A 16,696-nucleotide genomic window follows, 5' to 3' on the forward strand; every position below is an offset into this window, starting at 1 on the left:
GCTGGGGTGACATGCAAGTCGATCTTGATATCCAAGGGGCACAAGTGGCTGAGTGGCCGCGCTTTCAGCAGGCGGCGTTGCAAGCGCGTCGCTTGACGCGGGTCGTTTTTGTGCTGGGCGGCCTGGCAAGCGTTGGGCTGCTACTGGCGTTTTTCACTGGGGTGTTTTCGCCGCAGTCGATATGGCCTGCGCTGTTGGTTAGCCAAAGTGCCGGCTTGATTGTGCTGGTGGCGGGCCTGCAATCGTCTGGCTGGGTGGCCAAATGGCGCAGCCAGGCGCTATTGCCTCAGGTCGAAACGCCATTTCTTGCCGCCACCGAGCCTATGGATAACGTGGGCTGGTATGAGCAAATGCTCGAGCGAATCAGCGCCCGCTCGATTGGTTTGCTGACGCATATCGGGGCGCCCGTCCTGTGGCTCGCCGGTTGGTCGCTCTTGGCCCTGTTGAGTCTGGAGCAGGCTTGGAACCTCGATCTTCCGGCTGCTTCGCTCGGCATATCGGCCAGTGTCGGCGCCGTGCTCGCATTGTCGTTGGCGTTTGGCTTGCTGGTGTTTGAGCGGCAACTGGCTCAACAATCTTCCCTCGAATGGCCGGAAGCATTGTCGCTGGCGCAACTGTCACGAGTCGCCATCACCGTTCTTGTGCTGACAGCCTTGTGCTTGCTCTTCGCCGGGGAATCGTCGATATGGCCGGTGCGCTTGGCGGTGCTGACCGGGGTCTTGCCAGGGCTGGTAGCGGTGGAGTTCCTGCTGCGCGCCGCGCTCTCGTTGTTCAGCCCGCGCCGGGACTCCCTGGAGCCGAGGTGGTTGGGGCGAAGCGTCGTCGCCGCCCTGCTGCGCTGGCCGCCGCAACCGTTGCTGGCCCTGCAACATGAGCTGCACAACCGCTTCGGCATCGACTTGCGCCAGATCTGGGCGTTCAGCTACATGCGCCGGGCCTTCTTGCCGGTCGTGGCGCTGGTGGCATTGGTGGGTTGGCTGCTGACGGGCGTGCATGAGGTGCCGCTGCAAGCACGTGGCATCTATGAGCGGTTTGGTAAACCGGTGGAAATCTTCGGCCCGGGCCTGCATGCCGGGCTGCCTTGGCCGTGGGGCAGGGTGCTCAGTGTGGAAAACGGTGTTGTGCATGAGTTGGCGACCAGTATTGGCGATAACAAGGCGGCCCCGGAAGCTGAGCCCGCGGAAGGGCCTGCCCCGACGGTTGCCAATCGCTTATGGGACGCCAGTCATGTGAACGACAAATCCCAAGTGATTGCCAGCCGGCGCGGCGATCAGCAAAGCTTCCAAATCGTCAACATGGACGTGCGCTTCGTATATCGCATCGGCTTGACGGACGCTGCCGCACTGGCGGCCACTTACAACAGTGCGGATGTGCCGGCGTTGATCCGCAGCACCGCCAGCCGCATCCTCGTGCACGAGTTTGCGTCGCGCACGCTGGACGGTTTGCTCGGTGCGGACCGTGTCAGCCTGGCGGATGAAATCGGCCGTGCGGTGCAGGCCGACTTGCAATCACTCGACAGCGGCGTTGAGATCCTCGCGACGGTGGTCGAGGCGATTCATCCACCGGCCGGTGCGGCCAATGCCTATCACGGCGTGCAGGCGGCGCAGATCGGTGCCCAGGCACTGATCGCCCGGGAGCGTGGCGCCGCTGCGGAACAAACCAACCAAGCGCAATTGCAAGCGAGCGTTGCCTATGACCGGGCCCAGGGCGCCGCCCGGGAAATCAGCGCCACCGCCCAGGCCGCGGACCTGCGCTTCAACGCCGAGCGCAAAGCCTACGCGTCGGCGGGGCGCGCCTTCGTCCTGGAGCAATACCTTAGCCAAATGAGCCAGGGACTTGGCCAGGCCAATCTGCTGATACTCGATCATCGCCTGGGCGGCAGCGGCAACGCGCCGACCATTGACCTGCGTAACTTCACGCTGCCGGCGGACCCCGCGTCGCCACGTAACCCTGTCCAGCCAGGAGCTGCCCATTGAGCCAGTCTTCGTCACACGATCATCCTGACCACGCCGGTCACGATCACGGCCATGCCGGTCATCACCACGGACATCATCACGCCCATCACGGCGATCCGCAGGAAGCCGGGCCGTTTCCCTGGCGACGGATGAGCTGGGCAGTGTTGCTGGTGGCCTTTGCCATCGCGGCCGCGAGCCTGGTGCAAGTGCGGTCAGGTGAAGCCACCGTCATCACTCGTTTTGGCAATCCGGCGCGGGTGTTGCTGCAGCCGGGCCTGGGCTGGCGCTGGCCAGCGCCTTTCGAAGCGGCGATCCCGGTGGATTTGCGCCTTCGTACCAGCTCCAGCGGTTTGCAGGACGTCGGTACGCGCGACGGGTTACGGATCATCGTCCAGGCCTACGTAACGTGGCAGGTGCAGGGTGACACGGATAATGTGCAGCGTTTCATGCGGGCCGTGCAGAACCAGCCGGACGAAGCCGCGCGGCAAATCCGCACGTTTGTCGGTTCAGCCCTGGAGACCACGGCCGCCAGTTATGACCTGGCAAACTTGGTCAACACCGATGCCAGCCAAGTGCGCATTGCTGATTTCGAAGCCCAGTTGCGCCAGCAAATCGAACAACAACTGTTGGCCACCTACGGCGTACGCGTACTTCAGGTTGGCATCGAGCGCCTGACGCTGCCGTCAGTGACGCTCACTGCAACGGTCGACCGTATGCGTGCGGAGCGCGAAACTATCGCTACGGAGCGCACGGCTATCGGTAAGCGTGAGGCCGCGCAGATTCGGTCTGCCGCCGAACGTGATGCACGAATCCTGCAAGCCGATGCAACGGTTAAAGCAGCTGAAATCGAGGCGCAGTCTCGGGTAGAGGCGGCTGAAATCTATGGCAAGGCCTATGCGGGTTCGCCTCAGCTTTACAACCTGCTGCGTTCACTGGACACCCTGGGCACCATTGTCAGCCCGGGCACCAAGTTGATCTTGCGCACTGACGCCGCGCCGTTCCGTGTCTTGGTAGACGGTCCCCCGACGGCGGAACTCAAGGGTGGAACACAGCCATGAGTTTGGTTCCACGTGGAACAAACGAGTTGTCCAGCCCGTGGATCCAGGCCGGGCGCTTAGCGTTTCTTGCACTTTATGCCGTTACGATTTTGGCTGCATTGGCTTGGGTTTTTTCCAATGTTCGGCAGATCGACCCGCAGAACCGGGCGGTGGTGACGCACTTTGGTGCCCTTGATCGAATCCAGAACGCCGGGCTCTTGATCGCCTGGCCTCGTCCCGTGGAACAGGTGATTCTATTGCCCGCTGCGGATCGCGTACTGGAGCGAAGGATCGACAATCTGTTGCGTTCGGACGCGGCTTTGCAAGCTGATCGTGTCGCCAGTTTCGCTTCCCCGGTCAGCGACGCATTGGCGGGCTCTGGTTATTTATTGACCGGTGACGCGGGTGTGGTGCAACTGGATGTGCGAGTGTTCTACAAGGTCACCGAGCCTTACGCCTACGTCCTGCAAGGTGAACATGTATTGCCGGCGCTGGACCGACTGGCGACCCGCAGCGCCGTGGCGCTCGCCGCCGCCCGGGACCTGGACACCATTCTGGTGGCCCGGCCTGAACTGCTGGGCACCGACAACCAGGCTGCGGAGCGCCGCGAACGCTTGCGTGGTGACTTGGTGCAAGGTATTAACCGCCGCTTGGCTGATCTTGCAGCGACAGGGCAGGGATTGGGGATCGAAGTGGTCCGGGTCGATGTGCAATCGAGCCTGCCGGGTCCAGCGGTGGGGGCGTTCAATGCGGTATTGACTGCCAGCCAGCAAGCCGACAAAGCCGTCGCCAATGCTCACACCGAAGCCGAGAAACAAACCCAGGCCGCCCGCCAGGATGCCGACCGTACGTTGGAAGTCGCCCATGCGCAGGCCGGCGAACGGCTCGCCAAGGCTTCGGCGGACACGGCTACGGTGTTCGGGTTGGCGAAAACCCAAGGCCAGGATCCTCAGATGTTGCTGCGTCTTTACCGCGAACGCATGCCTGACATCCTCCGTCGGGCGGGGTCAGTCACCACGGTCGACCCGAAAGACGACAGCCGTCTGATCATCCAGGGAGCAGGCCAATGAGCGCTCAAAACACAGCCATGCCGATGTTGTCTTCCGCCGAGCAGCGTACCGCCGCACGGCAACTGACGCTGGCTATGCTCGCCCTCGGCCTGCTTGCCTTGGGCCTTGCATGGCGCGGCTGGTCGCCGGAGCAAAGCGGGGTCAGCCAACTGCTGTTGGGGTTTGCCTCGCTGTTGGTGGCGGTGCCGGTGATGCGTTCCGCCTGGTACAGCTTGCGTTATCCAAGCCTGCACGGGATCACCGATCAACTGATCGCCCTGGCGATGCTCGGCGCTTGGGCCACTGGCGATCTGCTGACCGCAGCTCTGCTACCGATCATTATGATTTTTGGTCATGTCCTGGAAGAGCGCAGTGTCATTGGCTCCCAGGAAGCGATTCACGCCCTCGGCCAGTTGACCCGCAGCCAGGGCCGCAAGGTGCAGGCCGACGGCTCGATTGTCGAAGTCGATAACGGCACGTTGCGACCTGGCGATGTGGTGGAGGTTCGTGCTGGAGATCGGGTGCCTGCCGACGGTCGGGTTTTGTCCGGTCAGGCGAGTCTCGACACCGCGCCTATTACCGGGGAGTCAGTGCCATTGGAAGCGGTGGCCGGCGTCGAAGTGTTTGGCGGCGCGATCAATCTTGATGGCCTGCTGCGTTTGAAAGTGACGCGCACCGGCGAGGAATCGACGCTAGGCAAGGTGATTGCCTTGATGCAAAACGCCGAGCGCTCCAAGCCCCCGATTACGCGTTTGCTGGAACGATACGCCGGCAGTTACCTGGTATTGGTGTTGTTGCTGGCGGCGGTGACCTGGTTCGTGACCAACGACGCCCAGGCGATGCTCGCGGTTCTGGTCGCGGCGTGTCCCTGTGCCCTGGTACTGTCGGCGCCGGCCACGGCGATTGCCGGCATCGCGGTGGCGGCGCGCCATGGCATCTTGATTCGCAGCTCGGCCTTCCTTGAAGAGCTGGCGGACCTGACATCGTTGATTATCGACAAGACCGGCACTTTGACTTATGGCACGTTGCGCCTGCAGTCGATCCAAAGTGCCTCGGCTGATCGCACGGTGCTGCTGCCATTGGCCGCGAGCCTCGGCTCGGCCAGCAGTCATCCGGTCAGTCGTGCTTTGGCGAGCTTGGTGGAACAGCACAATTATCTGCCACTCACCGACATCCACGAACGCCAGGGTTTGGGTGTGGTGGCAATGACCGAGCAAGGGGAAGCTGCACTCGGCCGCCCCGAGTTGTTTGCCCAATTGGGTATCCAGGCTTCGACGGTTCCCGATCATGACGGCCCGATCGCTGGATTGGCCCTAAATGGACAATTTCTCGCCTGGTTGCTGCTGGCCGACAGCGTCAAGCCGGAAGCGGGGGCGGCCATGGAGCAATTGCGCGCGCTTGGCCTGGGGCGCCAGTTATTGTTGACCGGTGATCGCCAGAGCGTGGCCGCTGCCCTGGCGCACGAAGTTGGCATCAATGACGTTCAGGCTCAGGCCTTGCCGGAAGATAAGCTCAAACGGGTCATGACCGAAATTGGCCACGGGTTCCGGCCCATGGTGGTGGGGGACGGGATTAATGATTCGTTGGCGCTCAAGGCCGGCGTGGTGGGCGTTGCGATGGGTGCCGGCGGCGCGGACATTGCTCTCGCGTCGGCGGATATTGTCCTGATTGGCAGCGACCTGCGGCGCCTGGGCACTTGCGTGCGACTGAGTCGCCAATGTCGGCGGACGCTACAGGTCAATGTGATCATCGGCCTGGGCTGGACGCTGGCCATCGTCGCCTTCGCCGCATTCGGCTGGCTCGGGGCGGCGGGGGCGATGATCGCGGCGTTGCTGCATAACTTAAGCACATTATTGGTACTGGGTAACGCTGGACGGCTGCTGCGGTTCCAAGAGCCACTGCCAAGAATCTAGCGTGTCCGCTTGAGTACTTGAAGCGAACTGTTGATCGCTCCCACAGTCATTTACGAGAGGGGCGCACCACTTCAGGCGGTTACTGCTCAAACAGTAGATTTAGAAGACGATAGAAAAAGGCTATAAATTCGATAGCCTGCTATTTTTCTACCATGGTCTACCCTCATTTCAGACGTCTGAAACAAGGGGGTTACCTTATGCTCGCTCAACTTCCACCGGCCTTGCAGAATCTACATCTGCCGCTTCGGCTGCGGCTCTGGGACGGCCATGAAATCACGCTGGGCGCCGACCCCAGCGTCACGATTGTGGTCAAGGACCCACAAATGGTTGCGCAATTCACCCATCCCAGCCTGGACGCATTGGGAGCGGCATTTGTCGAAGGCAAACTTGAACTCGAGGGCTCGATCAACGAAGTCATTCGGGTCTGCGACGAGTTGAGCCAGGCCCTGGTGGAAGACGACGACAGTCATTTGCCGGTGCGCTCGGTCCATGACAAGGAAACCGACGCCAAGGCGATTTCCTACCATTACGATTTATCCAATGCCTTTTATCAGCTCTGGCTCGACAGCGACATGGCTTATTCATGCGCCTATTTCGAAACCGGCAGCGAAACCCTCGAACAAGCGCAGCAAGCCAAGTTTCGCCATCTGTGCCGCAAGTTGCGCCTGCAACCGGGTGACTACCTGCTGGACGTCGGGTGCGGGTGGGGCGGGTTGGCCCGCTTCGCGGCGCGAGAATTCGGCGCCAGGGTTTTCGGCATCACCCTGAGCAACGCGCAACTGGCCTTGGCCCGGGAGCGGGTCAACGCGCAAGGGCTGGCGGATCAAGTTGAGCTTCAGCTGATGGATTACCGGGACCTGCCCCAGGACGGTCGCTTCGACAAAGTGGTCAGCGTCGGTATGTTCGAGCACGTAGGGCACGCGAATCTGGCGCAGTACTGCAAGACGCTGTTCGGCGCCGTTCGCGAGGGCGGCTTGGTAATGAACCATGGGATTACTGCCAAGCACACCGACGGCCGCCCGGTAGGTCGCGGCGCGGGTGAGTTCATCGAGAAATACGTGTTCCCCAACGGCGAACTGCCGCACCTGTCGATGATCTCTGCCGAGATCAGCGAAGCAGGATTGGAAATTGTCGACGTGGAAAGCCTGCGCATGCATTACGCGCGCACGCTCGACCACTGGAGCGAGCGCCTCGAAGACAACCTCGAAGCCGCCTCCAGGGAAGTGCCTGAACAGGCGCTGCGAATCTGGCGACTCTATTTGGCCGGCTGCGCTTATGCGTTTGCCAAGGGTTGGATCAACCTGCACCAGATTCTCGCGGTGAAGGCCCATGCCGATGGCAGCCATGAGTTGCCCTGGACCCGCGACGACATCTACGCCCCTTAAAGGATCGGGGAAATAAGCCGGGCGATCCGCATGCCGACTTTCTGCAGGCGGTGGGTCTCCCGGCTTTCTTGCTTGGCGATTTCGTGGGCTTGGGCGAAATCGTTTTCCAGCATTTGCTCCACTTCGCCGGCAAAGGCGGCATCCACCGTCAGGAGCATCACCTCGAAATTCAATCGGAACGAACGGTTATCCAGGTTCGCGCTGCCGATGGCGCTTATTTCTCGGTCGACCAGAACAACTTTCTGATGCAAAAAGCCCGGCTCATAACGGAATACCCGCACGCCGGCCCGAACCGCTTCGAAGGCATAGAGGCTGGACGCGGCGTAGACAATCTTGTGGTCTGGCCGCGACGGCAGCAGGATGCGCACATCCACCCCGCGCAGGACCGCAAGGCGCAGTGCCGCAAACACTGCTTCGTCAGGGATGAAATACGGCGTGGTAATCCAGACCCGCTCGCTTGCGGCGTGGATGGCCTCGACAAAGAACAGCGAGCAGGTTTCGTAGGCATCGGCCGGGCCGCTGGACAACAGCTGGCAGAGTACGCCGCCCTCTGGATAAGTGTCCGGAAGAATCAACGGCGGCAACGCGCGAGCGGCCCAGAACCAGTCTTCGGCAAATGACTCCTGCATGCTGGCCACGACGGGGCCGCGGACTTCGACATGGGTATCGCGCCACGGGGCCAAGGGAGGCTTTTCCCCCAGATATTCATCGCCCACATTGTGGCCGCCGACGAAGCCCAGGACGCCGTCCACAGCGACAATCTTGCGGTGGTTGCGAAAGTTGACCTGGAACCGGTTGAGCCAGCCGCTGCGAGTGGCGAACGCCTTCACGTGGACGCCGCCGTCACGTAGCGACTGGACGTAACGGTGGGGAAGGGAATGGCTGCCGATACGGTCATAAAGCAGGTACACCGCGACGCCTTCGGCGGCTTTCTTTAAAAGCAGTGCCTGCAAGCGTTGTCCGAGACGGTCGTCGTGGATGATGAAGAACTGAACCAGCACCGCTTCCCGGGCGTTTTCAATGGCTTGGAAAATAGCCTCGAACGTTACCTGGCCGTCCACCAGCAACCGCACCTGATTGTTCGCCAGGCACGGTGCCCGGCCCAATTTAGGCATCGCCCGTAACGAAGCATAAGCCTGGGACGCGCGGGCGGTCAGCGCTTCTTCGACCCAGGGGCGCCAATTCAATTCGGAGATTGCCTTGCGCATTTCTTCGTTGGCTTGCCGGCGCGCCTTGATGTAACCGTCGAAGGTGCTGCGACCAAAAACCAGGTAGGGAATCAGTGTCAGGTAGGGAATGAACACCAGTGACAGGGCCCAGGCGATCGAGCCTTGGGCGGTTCGCACGGTAAGCACCGCATGAACGGCGGCAATGGAACCGAGGGTGTGAAGCAGCGCGATCAGGTAACCAAAAACATGCGGGCCGAAATAATCCATGGGGCAGCCGTGCTCCTGAGGTTCGATGCTTAACAGACCATGTTCTGCCGCGAATGTCGCTATTTAATTCACTCGCCCCGAGCCTGAACCGAAGTCTGCGGAAGGCGTCTAACGGCCACTTGTCCTCTGGAGTTTTTGCAATGAAAGTTCGTCTGCTGGGTTTGGCCTTGGCCGTTGGCTTGTCGGTTCCTGTGGCGGCTCAGGCGCAGATGCTTCAACCGGGCCTGTGGGAATTGACGACAAGCAATATGAAAGTCGACAACCAGAACCTGCCGGACCTGCAATTGATCCTCGGCCAGTTGCAAGGCCAGATGACGCCGGAGCAACGGGCAATGCTCGAGAAGCAAGGCATTACCATGGGCGGCAAAGGCATCCGGGTGTGCCTGACTCCGGCACAGGTCCAGACCAACGACATTCCATTGCAGGACCCGCAATCGGGATGCAAACAGCAGATCACCGAGCGAACCGGCAATCAGTGGAAGTTTCGCTTCAGTTGCCCTAAAGCCCAGGGCAACGGTATCGCGACATTCCAGAGCGATCGAGAATTCACCACTAAGGTCAACGGCACGTTCAACGCCACTGGCATCCAGCAGAACGGTAGCCTGGACACTCGAGCCGTGTGGCTGGGGCAGGATTGCGGCACGGTCAAGCCGAGGGCTTGACCTGTTTCAAACCAGCCCCTGGACGAGGGCGTTCGCTCGGCCGGGTTGCGTGTTGCTAGCCCAGCCGATCAAGGCCGGCTCAATGCCTCGTACAGCGTGTTGAGGTTGTACCCGAACAGGCCGGTGAAGGTACTGGCGGGGCCGCTGGCAGCGAGGGCGTCGGAGTACAGCGTACCGCCGATGTGTGCGCCGCTTTCGTCGGCGATCTGCTTGAGCAGACGTGCGTCCTTGATGTTTTCCATGAACACCGCTTTGACTTTCGCCTGGCGAATTTGAGTGATCAGGGCGGCAACTTCCGCCGCCGACGGCTCACGCTCGGTGGACAAGCCTTGGGGCGCCATGAAGTCGATGCCATAGGCTTGGCCCAGGTAACCGAATGCATCATGGGACGTAACGATCTTGCGATTGCCCGGAGGCAGTGCACCGAACTTGGCCTTGGCTTCGGCGAGCAGGGCGTAGATCTTCTTCAGGTAAGCCTGGCTGTTTCGTTCGTAGTCGGCCTTGTTGGCCGGGTCGGCGGCTATCAGCGCCTTGGTGATATTGCTGACGTACAGTTCGGCATTGGCAAGGTTATGCCAGGCATGCGGGTCGGGGATGGTCTCGCCATCTTCATCCAGCGAACGCGGGATCACGCCACGGCTGGCGCTGATAACCGGGGCGCTGGTTTCAGTGCTGGTGACCAGGCGGTCCAGCCACGGCTCGAAGCCCAGTCCGTTTTTGATGATCAGCTTTGCCGCGAGCAATGCCTTGGCGTCGTCCGGCGTGGGCTCGTAGGTATGCGCATCGGCGTCCGGTCCTACCATGTTGATGATCTGAATGTGTTCGCCGCCGACCTGTTGGGTCATGTCGGCCAGGATGGAGAAGCTGGTGACCACGTGGAGCTTTTCTGCGGCAGACAAGGACATGGACAGCATCAAGCTGAATATCAGAAACAGGACGCGCATCGGGAAACACCTCATTGGGATGTAAGCAGGGGCGGGCGGCGCAGCAAACCGTGCACCGGACCGAATATCACGGACAGCAGATAAGACGCGCCCGCCACCAGGACGATGGCCGGCCCGCTGGGCAGCGACAGATAGAACGACAGCAGCAGGCCCAGCCATACCGAGAGGCAACCGAGCAGTGCCGCGACCCCTATCAGCATGGGCAAGCGACGGCTCCAGAATCTCGAAGCGGCCGCTGGCAACATCATCAGGCCGACGACCATCAATGCGCCGATCGCCTGGAAGCCGATCACCAGATTGAGCACCACGAGGGTCAGGAATACCCCATGGGCCAACGGCCCGAGACGGCTGACGGTTTGCAGGAACAAGGGGTCGAGGGTATCGAGCAGCAGGGGACGATAGATCAGCGCCATTGCGGCCAGGCTGGCCACAGAGACCCAGAGCATCCCGGTGAGTGTCGGGCCGTCCACGGCCAGTGCCGAGCCGAACAATAAGTGCAGCAAGTCCAGGCGTTTACCGGCCATGCCGAGAATCAACACGCCCGCGGCCAAGGAGATTGGATAGATCGCCGCCAGGCTGGCATCTTCCCTCAGGCCAGTACGTCGGGTGATCCAGGCAGCCAACCCGGCCATGCTCAGGCCGGCGCCCAGGCCGCCCAGAGTCAAGGCCGGCAAGCTCAGCCCGGCGAACCAGAAACCGAGGGCTGCGCCTGGCAAAATGCCGTGAGCCACCGCATCGCCGATCAGGCTCATGCGCCTTAGGATAAGGAACACTCCCAGCGGCGCCGTGCTGCACGCCAACACCAGGCCGCCGAGCAAGGCTCGACGCATAAAGACGAATTCCTGGAAGGGTAGCCAGAGTTGAGCGGCGGCGAGCATCAAGCCACCTGTGTGTAAGTGGGCTGGGCGATGAGATCGGCGCTGCGACCCAACTCGCATCCGGTGGGTCTGATCAACAATGTGTGAGGGATGTGTCGGTGCACGGCAGCCAAGTCATGGCAGACCACCACCAAGGTGCGCCCCTCGCGATGCCATTGATGAATGTGTTTCCACAGCAAGGTCTGGCCCTGTTCGTCGAGGGCCGCGTGGGGCTCGTCGAGTAATAAAAGCGGCGCTTCGGCCAGGCTCAAGCGGGCGAGCAGGGCACGTTGCAGCTCGCCTCCCGAAAGCGCCATTAGCGGCCGTTGCTCAAGACCGCTCAATGCCCAATCGTCCAGGACAGCCTTGAGTCGCTGATTTCGTGTGGCTGGAGTATGTCTTGAGCCCCAGGAGCCAGCGGCCACCAACTCCTGCAGACTGATGGGAAACTGCCGATCCAGGTGTTGCTGCTGGGGCAGAAATGACACGCCGCCGCGCCGTGGAACCTTGATTAGCACGCTTCCCGACAGGGGCTTTTGCAGCCCGGCGATTACTTTCAGCAGACTGCTTTTTCCCGCGCCGTTCGCGCCAATAATCGCCGTCAGACTACCTTCCGGCCGCTCCATATGAAGGGGCGGCGTCAGGGGTTGGCCGGGTGCGCCCCAGCGTAGGTCTCGGCAGCGGATCATGATTGCTCCCCGTTCCAATGGCTTCGTGCAACAGCATCATGGGCATGCAGGCTTTCGGCATGAACCACTCGCACGTCGAATGAAGTGATTGAAGGCACGCTTCTCAGCGCCCTGTTCAATCGACGCGCAGCGTCCTCGCAGAACATCAGGTTTTGGCCATTGGCGAGGGCGAACGCTTGCTCATCGGCGCGTTTGACGGCGGTTTGTACAGCGGTGCCGAGGGCTTTTTCGGCCTCATCGATAATCGTGACTAACGGAAGCTCGGCGACGTTGGGGGTCAGCCGCACGGCAAGGGTGGCCACGCTGCGTTGGCTATGAGGGGTGGCAACGATGCCTTTCGTTGAGCCTAGCCAAGCGAGCACTTGCGCATGCTCAAGGGCTTTGTTGGCGAAATCGGCGACGAATTGTTGCTGGATCAACTGCCGCGCCAGCGCCGCAGAGCAAGGGCACGTCGATGAATAAGGAATCTGAATTTCGAGTTCCACGTGGAACACTGAGTTTTTCAAGTGAGCTTCGATGGAGATTGGATAACGCTTCCAGCCGGCCAATGGGCTGACCAGCGCGGGGCGCTTTAATAACAAGTCAGTATGCAAAGTCAGGGAAGCGTTACGGGACAGTCCATCATGGCTAACAAGAAATTGCTGGAGGATTTGGCGTAAAAGAACCGGAGAGAGCGGGGCCTCTTCTAGCGTTTGTAATGCCAGATACAAGCGTGACATATGGATGCCACGCGCCTCGCCGTCATCGAGACTGACACCGGCGTCTGCCGTTGCGCTCAATCTCTGGCCGTTCACCAATACCGGCACTGCGATGCCGCACATTCCTACCCACTCCAAAGGCAAAGCTTGGCGAGAGGCCTGCGCCGCTATATCCGGCAGAGTTAACGCGTTCATTTTTAAGGTCCGTGAGGGGCTCGTTTTTAATGTTATAGTATAACAATAAAAGCCACGACACCTTTTTTATGAACAGAGTTTCATTTACCTGCGGCTGGTCGGTCCACGTAAAAACATCAGCGCGCCGAATCCTGGCAGCCCATCATTCGCCCGCACACGAATTTCCCGGCGCTGCCCCCGGAGCTGGAGAAACGATTGATCGTTGTCCAGCCTACGCGACGACTGTATCCAACCCAGGCTTCGCCATCTGAAGCCAATCCCGTGAAAAAAGTCAGCTGTCCGTAACGGCTGTTTGTTTGGGCCCAGGAGCGGCGGCCCGATACCTCGAATCCGCGCAGATAGATCGTATTTCCAGCCGTTGAGACGCCATAGGCGTTGCCTTGTGCATCCGCACAAGCAAGCACATTGGCGCTGCGGGTGCATTTTGCCAACAAAGGACTTTGCGCGGATACGCCTGGGGCGACCAGCATCATCAAACACCCCGCGACCAAGTACCGACAGAGGTTGTGCATGGATTTAATTCTCAAACGGGCGGAGGAAAATTGGAAAGGTCGCTTTTGAGGTTATAGTATAACATCAACAAAACAGACCTTGGCCGAACCCAAGTCTGATAACGAGCCGTGACACGCCACAACTACGTCGCCAGCGGCCGCTGCCCTGATGAGGATAAACCTGATGCCCAAGCGCCTCCCAGTCACCGTGCTTTCCGGATTCCTCGGTGCCGGTAAAAGTACCTTGCTTAATCACGTCTTGCGCAATCGCGACAATCTGCGCGTCGCGGTGATCGTCAACGATATGAGTGAGATCAACATCGATGGCAGCGAAGTCCAGCGAGATGTCACGCTCAATCGAGCCGAAGAGCGATTGGTGGAGATGAGCAATGGATGTATCTGCTGCACGCTACGTGAGGACTTGTTGGTAGAAGTCGGCAAGCTGGCCAGGGAAGGGCGCTTCGATTATTTGCTGATTGAGTCCACCGGTATTTCGGAGCCGATGCCCGTGGCCGAGACGTTTACCTTTCGTGATGAAGAAGGTCGCAGCCTGGCCGATGTGGCGAGGCTCGACACCATGGTCACCGTGGTCGACGGTGTGAATTTCATGAAGGATTACCAGGCCGCCGAGAACCTTTCGACAAGGGGCGAAACCCTCGGGGAAGACGATGAGCGCTCGATCACCGATTTGCTGATTGAACAGGTCGAGTTTGCCGACGTGATCCTGATCAGCAAGATCGATCTGATCAGCCGTCACGAACGGGAAGAACTGACGGCAATTTTGAAGCGCCTCAACAGCCAAGCGCAGATTGTTCCAATGGTCATGGGCCAGGTACCGCTTGAAACGATCCTCGACACCGGCCGCTTCGACTTTGAGCGCGCCTCGCAGGCGCCCGGTTGGCTGCGGGAGCTGCGCGGCGAGCATGTGCCCGAAACCCAGGAATACGGCATCGCGTCGACGGCTTACCGTGCCCGCCGTCCGTTCCATCCGCAACGGTTCTTCAGCTTTATCGATCGCCCATGGACCAACGGCACGCTGTTGCGCTCCAAGGGTTTTTTCTGGCTGGCGAGCAAACACGAGGAGGCCGGCGGTTGGTCGCAAGCCGGCGGTCTGATGCGCCACGGCTTCGCCGGACGCTGGTGGCGATTTGTGCCCAAAGGCCAATGGCCGCGGGACGAGGAGGACACCGCCGCCATCATGAAAAACTGGCTGGCAACCACCGGCGATTGCCGCCAGGAGCTGGTGTTCATCGGTCAGGATATAGATTTTTCCCAGCTCACCACCGAACTGGACGCCTGCCTGCTCACCGACGTGGAGATGAGCCTGGGGGTTGAAGGTTGGCGTCACTTGCCGGACCCGTTCGGTCCCTGGCACGACGAGGTTGCGGCGTGATGCTGGCGCCTCGTTTGAAACAGGTACGGCAGGTCCACGGGCATACCCCGCTGACCTTGGCGCAGATTCTGGATGATGACATCAACCTGGCGGTCTGGCAGCGCCAGCTCCCGGCACATATTAGTGACTTCGCGGCCATGGTGGTTTCGATGAACCAGTCCGTGGCCGAGTCGATGGTTCTCGACATGCCGGATGAGGACACCCAGCCGACGCTGCACGGTCTTGCTGCAGGTTTCAGCGATCTGCAGGGATATGAAGGTTTTGTCGCGGACGTGGCCTGGCTGGTCAGCGCGTTTTCGTGCCTGCTGGGCGCCCGACGCGTAGGCGTGCGCCTGCGGGCGTTGGATTCGGCGATGTGCCCGCGTTTTCACGTCGACCATGTGCCGGTACGACTGATCACCACGTATGCCGGTGTAGGTAGCCAGTGGCTGATGGAGGCCGGTATGGACCGTCGACGACTGGGCCAGCCTGACGCCGAGCCTGACGATCCGGACGTGATCCAGCAGATGTGCAGCGGCGAAGTGGCCCTGCTCAAAGGCGAAAAATGGCACGGCAATGAAGGTTTCGGACTGATCCACCGCTCACCGCAACCGACGCCGGGCGACCGTCGGCTGATCCTCTCGCTGGATTGGCTGGCCTAAGGCTTGAGCCAGGTTCCTTGGCTTTTGCTCTCACAAAAGGGTTTCAGGTAAGCCGCATCGGTGGCCACGCCGTAATAGTGAATGTCCTGGCGATAAGGCATATTGGCGACCTGGGCGTTGCTGCAGATGCCAAAGGCGCCGCCGGGGCAATGTTCGACGTACTGCACGTCGACTTTCTGCCCGGCCAGGCTTGGCTGGCAGAAACCGTCGGCGAACAGCTTCTGCGGGATATTGCGGTTTTGTTGGCAGACTTTTACATCGAGCCGCTCAGCCTGGCTGTGCACCACGCAAGCCTGGGCCATGGCCTGGTTCGAAGTCAGGGCCAGCAACAACCAGCCAATCATTCGCATCGTTAACCTCCGTCGAAAAACTATCGATCATGTTGCAGAACATTCCCACCCATGTCATTGCCGGGCCCTTGGGGGCAGGCAAGACCAGCTTGATCAGGCAACTGCTGGCCCAGCGCCCGGCTGATGAACGCTGGGCGGTGTTGATCAATGAGTTCGGCCAGATCGGCCTGGACGCCGCGCTGCTGACCCAGGCTGCCGATGGTATCGCACTGGGCGAAGTGGCCGGGGGCTGTTTGTGTTGCGTCAACGGCGCGCCGTTTCAGATTGGCCTTGGCCGTTTGTTGCGCAAGTCGCGCCCACATCGTCTGTTCATCGAACCTTCCGGGCTGGGTCATCCTGCGCAATTATTGCGGCAGCTGAACCACGCGCCCTGGCTGGGTGTATTGGCGGTCCAGCCTTGCGTGCTGGTGTTGGACGCCCGGGCGTTGGCTGATGGCAAGCCATTGCCTGATGCGCAACGACAGGTCTTGGCTGATGCCGGTTTATTGGTATTGAACAAATCCGAAGGCCTGACCGAAACCGATCGCCAGCGCATCTCTGCGCAGCTGCCGGAGGTTGGGTTGTACTGGACGCACCAGGCTGCGTTGCCTGTCGATCGATTGCCTGGCCTTGGCACTCGCGGCAACGGTGTCGTGGGTAACTTGGCGCTGCCCAAAAGCCTCGGGCTAATGCCGTCCATTTGGAGTGACCCGACGTCGCCGATTTGCCTTTATCAGCAACAGGGCGAGGGATGGAGCATCGGATGGCGCTGGCATCCGAGCCAACGATTCAACGTGGCGGCGGTGTCTCGATGGGTGCGAGTCGCCACTTGGGAGCGGGCGAAAATGGTCATCCACAGCGATGGCGGTTGGGTTTCAGCCAATGCGTTGGAAGGCGGGACGTTGGAGTGGCAAGCAAGCGAGTGGCGGCAGGATTCGCGAATTGAACTGATTTTCTCCGAGCCGCAAGACCCGGAAGCGCTTCAAGCAGACCTGGCGAGTTGTCGCCTTCCCTGAGTCCGT

Annotated in this window: 16 protein-coding genes; 9 read left to right on the forward strand and 7 right to left on the reverse strand. The window is 60.7% G+C overall.

The window, feature by feature from the left end; genetic code table 11:
• Positions 1 to 11: 11 nt before the first annotated feature.
• From hflK (HU806_RS10540) to cfaB, 5 genes are all read left to right on the forward strand, one after another.
• The gene (hflK, locus tag HU806_RS10540) at positions 12 to 1,976 is read left to right on the forward strand and encodes a protease modulator HflK (RefSeq protein ID WP_186611317.1); all 1,965 of its coding nucleotides are present in this window, start codon (positions 12 to 14) and stop codon (positions 1,974 to 1,976) included.
• Positions 1,973 to 3,013 (forward strand): protease modulator HflC, encoded by a 1,041-nt coding sequence (gene hflC / locus HU806_RS10545; RefSeq protein ID WP_186611318.1) that lies wholly within the window; start codon positions 1,973 to 1,975, stop codon positions 3,011 to 3,013. Before hflK (HU806_RS10540) ends, hflC begins: the two co-directional genes overlap by 4 nt.
• Positions 3,010 to 4,062, forward strand: a complete 1,053-nt coding sequence (gene hflK / locus HU806_RS10550; protein WP_186611319.1) for a protease modulator HflK — start codon at positions 3,010 to 3,012, stop codon at positions 4,060 to 4,062. Before hflC ends, hflK (HU806_RS10550) begins: the two co-directional genes overlap by 4 nt.
• Positions 4,059 to 5,954, forward strand: coding sequence for a heavy metal translocating P-type ATPase (locus tag HU806_RS10555; protein WP_186611320.1), 1,896 nt, complete (start codon positions 4,059 to 4,061; stop codon positions 5,952 to 5,954). Before hflK (HU806_RS10550) ends, HU806_RS10555 begins: the two co-directional genes overlap by 4 nt.
• Positions 5,955 to 6,151: 197 nt before the next feature.
• Positions 6,152 to 7,339, forward strand: a complete 1,188-nt coding sequence (gene cfaB / locus HU806_RS10560) for a C17 cyclopropane fatty acid synthase CfaB (RefSeq protein WP_186611321.1) — start codon at positions 6,152 to 6,154, stop codon at positions 7,337 to 7,339.
• On the opposite strand, the gene cls is transcribed toward cfaB, so the two are convergent.
• On the reverse strand, positions 7,336 to 8,775 hold the full coding sequence (gene cls / locus HU806_RS10565; RefSeq protein WP_186611322.1) for a cardiolipin synthase: 1,440 nt from the start codon (positions 8,773 to 8,775) through the stop codon (positions 7,336 to 7,338). The genes cfaB and cls overlap by 4 nt on opposite strands.
• A gap of 140 nt (positions 8,776 to 8,915) precedes the next feature.
• Between cls and HU806_RS10570 the strand changes: the two genes are divergently transcribed.
• Entirely contained in the window at positions 8,916 to 9,437 is a 522-nt protein-coding gene (locus tag HU806_RS10570; protein WP_186611323.1) for a DUF3617 domain-containing protein, read from the forward strand.
• Between the two features lie 68 nt (positions 9,438 to 9,505).
• On the opposite strand, the gene HU806_RS10575 is transcribed toward HU806_RS10570, so the two are convergent.
• The 5 genes from HU806_RS10575 to HU806_RS10595 form a co-directional block, all read right to left on the reverse strand.
• The gene (locus tag HU806_RS10575) at positions 9,506 to 10,381 is read right to left on the reverse strand and encodes a metal ABC transporter substrate-binding protein (RefSeq protein ID WP_186611324.1); all 876 of its coding nucleotides are present in this window, start codon (positions 10,379 to 10,381) and stop codon (positions 9,506 to 9,508) included.
• An 11-nt stretch (positions 10,382 to 10,392) separates the two neighbouring features.
• Positions 10,393 to 11,259, reverse strand: a complete 867-nt coding sequence (locus HU806_RS10580; RefSeq protein ID WP_186611325.1) for a metal ABC transporter permease — start codon at positions 11,257 to 11,259, stop codon at positions 10,393 to 10,395.
• Positions 11,259 to 11,927 carry a metal ABC transporter ATP-binding protein gene (locus tag HU806_RS10585; protein WP_186611326.1) on the reverse strand — a complete coding sequence of 223 codons (669 nt, stop codon included), beginning with the start codon at positions 11,925 to 11,927 and terminating at the stop codon, positions 11,259 to 11,261. Before HU806_RS10585 ends, HU806_RS10580 begins: the two co-directional genes overlap by 1 nt.
• Entirely contained in the window at positions 11,924 to 12,820 is an 897-nt protein-coding gene (gene folE2, locus HU806_RS10590) for a GTP cyclohydrolase FolE2 (RefSeq protein WP_186611327.1), read from the reverse strand. The genes HU806_RS10585 and folE2 overlap by 4 nt, the downstream gene beginning before the upstream one ends.
• A gap of 116 nt (positions 12,821 to 12,936) precedes the next feature.
• Complete coding sequence (locus HU806_RS10595; protein WP_527251143.1) at positions 12,937 to 13,293, reverse strand: glutamine synthetase; 357 nt, start codon at positions 13,291 to 13,293, stop codon at positions 12,937 to 12,939.
• 202 nt (positions 13,294 to 13,495) lie between these two features.
• Here HU806_RS10595 and zigA point away from each other — a divergent pair, with 202 nt between their 5' ends.
• Complete coding sequence (zigA, locus tag HU806_RS10600; protein WP_186611329.1) at positions 13,496 to 14,704, forward strand: zinc metallochaperone GTPase ZigA; 1,209 nt, start codon at positions 13,496 to 13,498, stop codon at positions 14,702 to 14,704.
• Complete coding sequence (locus HU806_RS10605) at positions 14,704 to 15,345, forward strand: DUF1826 domain-containing protein (protein ID WP_186611330.1); 642 nt, start codon at positions 14,704 to 14,706, stop codon at positions 15,343 to 15,345. Before zigA ends, HU806_RS10605 begins: the two co-directional genes overlap by 1 nt.
• Here the strand turns inward: HU806_RS10605 and HU806_RS10610 are convergent.
• The gene (locus HU806_RS10610; protein WP_186611331.1) at positions 15,342 to 15,695 is read right to left on the reverse strand and encodes an NADH:ubiquinone oxidoreductase; all 354 of its coding nucleotides are present in this window, start codon (positions 15,693 to 15,695) and stop codon (positions 15,342 to 15,344) included. The two genes, HU806_RS10605 and HU806_RS10610, sit on opposite strands and share 4 nt — an antisense overlap.
• Positions 15,696 to 15,724: 29 nt before the next feature.
• Between HU806_RS10610 and HU806_RS10615 the strand changes: the two genes are divergently transcribed.
• Positions 15,725 to 16,690, forward strand: a complete 966-nt coding sequence (locus HU806_RS10615; RefSeq protein ID WP_186611332.1) for a CobW family GTP-binding protein — start codon at positions 15,725 to 15,727, stop codon at positions 16,688 to 16,690.
• Positions 16,691 to 16,696: the final 6 nt, after the last annotated feature.

It is taken from the genome of Pseudomonas sp. SWRI154 (assembly GCF_014268645.1).
GTDB lineage: Bacteria > Pseudomonadota > Gammaproteobacteria > Pseudomonadales > Pseudomonadaceae > Aquipseudomonas > Aquipseudomonas marvdashtae.

Coding starts and splice junctions, on each gene's coding strand:
- hflK (WP_186611317.1), top strand. CDS start 12: ATGCAAGTCGATCTTGATATCCAAGGGGCACAAGTGGCTGAGTGGCCG.
- hflK (WP_186611319.1), top strand. CDS start 3,010: ATGAGTTTGGTTCCACGTGGAACAAACGAGTTGTCCAGCCCGTGGATC.
- HU806_RS10555 (WP_186611320.1), top strand. CDS start 4,059: ATGAGCGCTCAAAACACAGCCATGCCGATGTTGTCTTCCGCCGAGCAG.
- cfaB (WP_186611321.1), top strand. CDS start 6,152: ATGCTCGCTCAACTTCCACCGGCCTTGCAGAATCTACATCTGCCGCTT.
- cls (WP_186611322.1), bottom strand. CDS start 8,775: ATGGATTATTTCGGCCCGCATGTTTTTGGTTACCTGATCGCGCTGCTT.
- HU806_RS10570 (WP_186611323.1), top strand. CDS start 8,916: ATGAAAGTTCGTCTGCTGGGTTTGGCCTTGGCCGTTGGCTTGTCGGTT.
- HU806_RS10575 (WP_186611324.1), bottom strand. CDS start 10,381: ATGCGCGTCCTGTTTCTGATATTCAGCTTGATGCTGTCCATGTCCTTG.
- HU806_RS10580 (WP_186611325.1), bottom strand. CDS start 11,259: ATGCTCGCCGCCGCTCAACTCTGGCTACCCTTCCAGGAATTCGTCTTT.
- HU806_RS10585 (WP_186611326.1), bottom strand. CDS start 11,927: ATGATCCGCTGCCGAGACCTACGCTGGGGCGCACCCGGCCAACCCCTG.
- folE2 (WP_186611327.1), bottom strand. CDS start 12,820: ATGAACGCGTTAACTCTGCCGGATATAGCGGCGCAGGCCTCTCGCCAA.
- HU806_RS10595 (WP_527251143.1), bottom strand. CDS start 13,293: ATGATGCTGGTCGCCCCAGGCGTATCCGCGCAAAGTCCTTTGTTGGCA.
- zigA (WP_186611329.1), top strand. CDS start 13,496: ATGCCCAAGCGCCTCCCAGTCACCGTGCTTTCCGGATTCCTCGGTGCC.
- HU806_RS10605 (WP_186611330.1), top strand. CDS start 14,704: ATGCTGGCGCCTCGTTTGAAACAGGTACGGCAGGTCCACGGGCATACC.
- HU806_RS10610 (WP_186611331.1), bottom strand. CDS start 15,695: ATGCGAATGATTGGCTGGTTGTTGCTGGCCCTGACTTCGAACCAGGCC.
- HU806_RS10615 (WP_186611332.1), top strand. CDS start 15,725: ATGTTGCAGAACATTCCCACCCATGTCATTGCCGGGCCCTTGGGGGCA.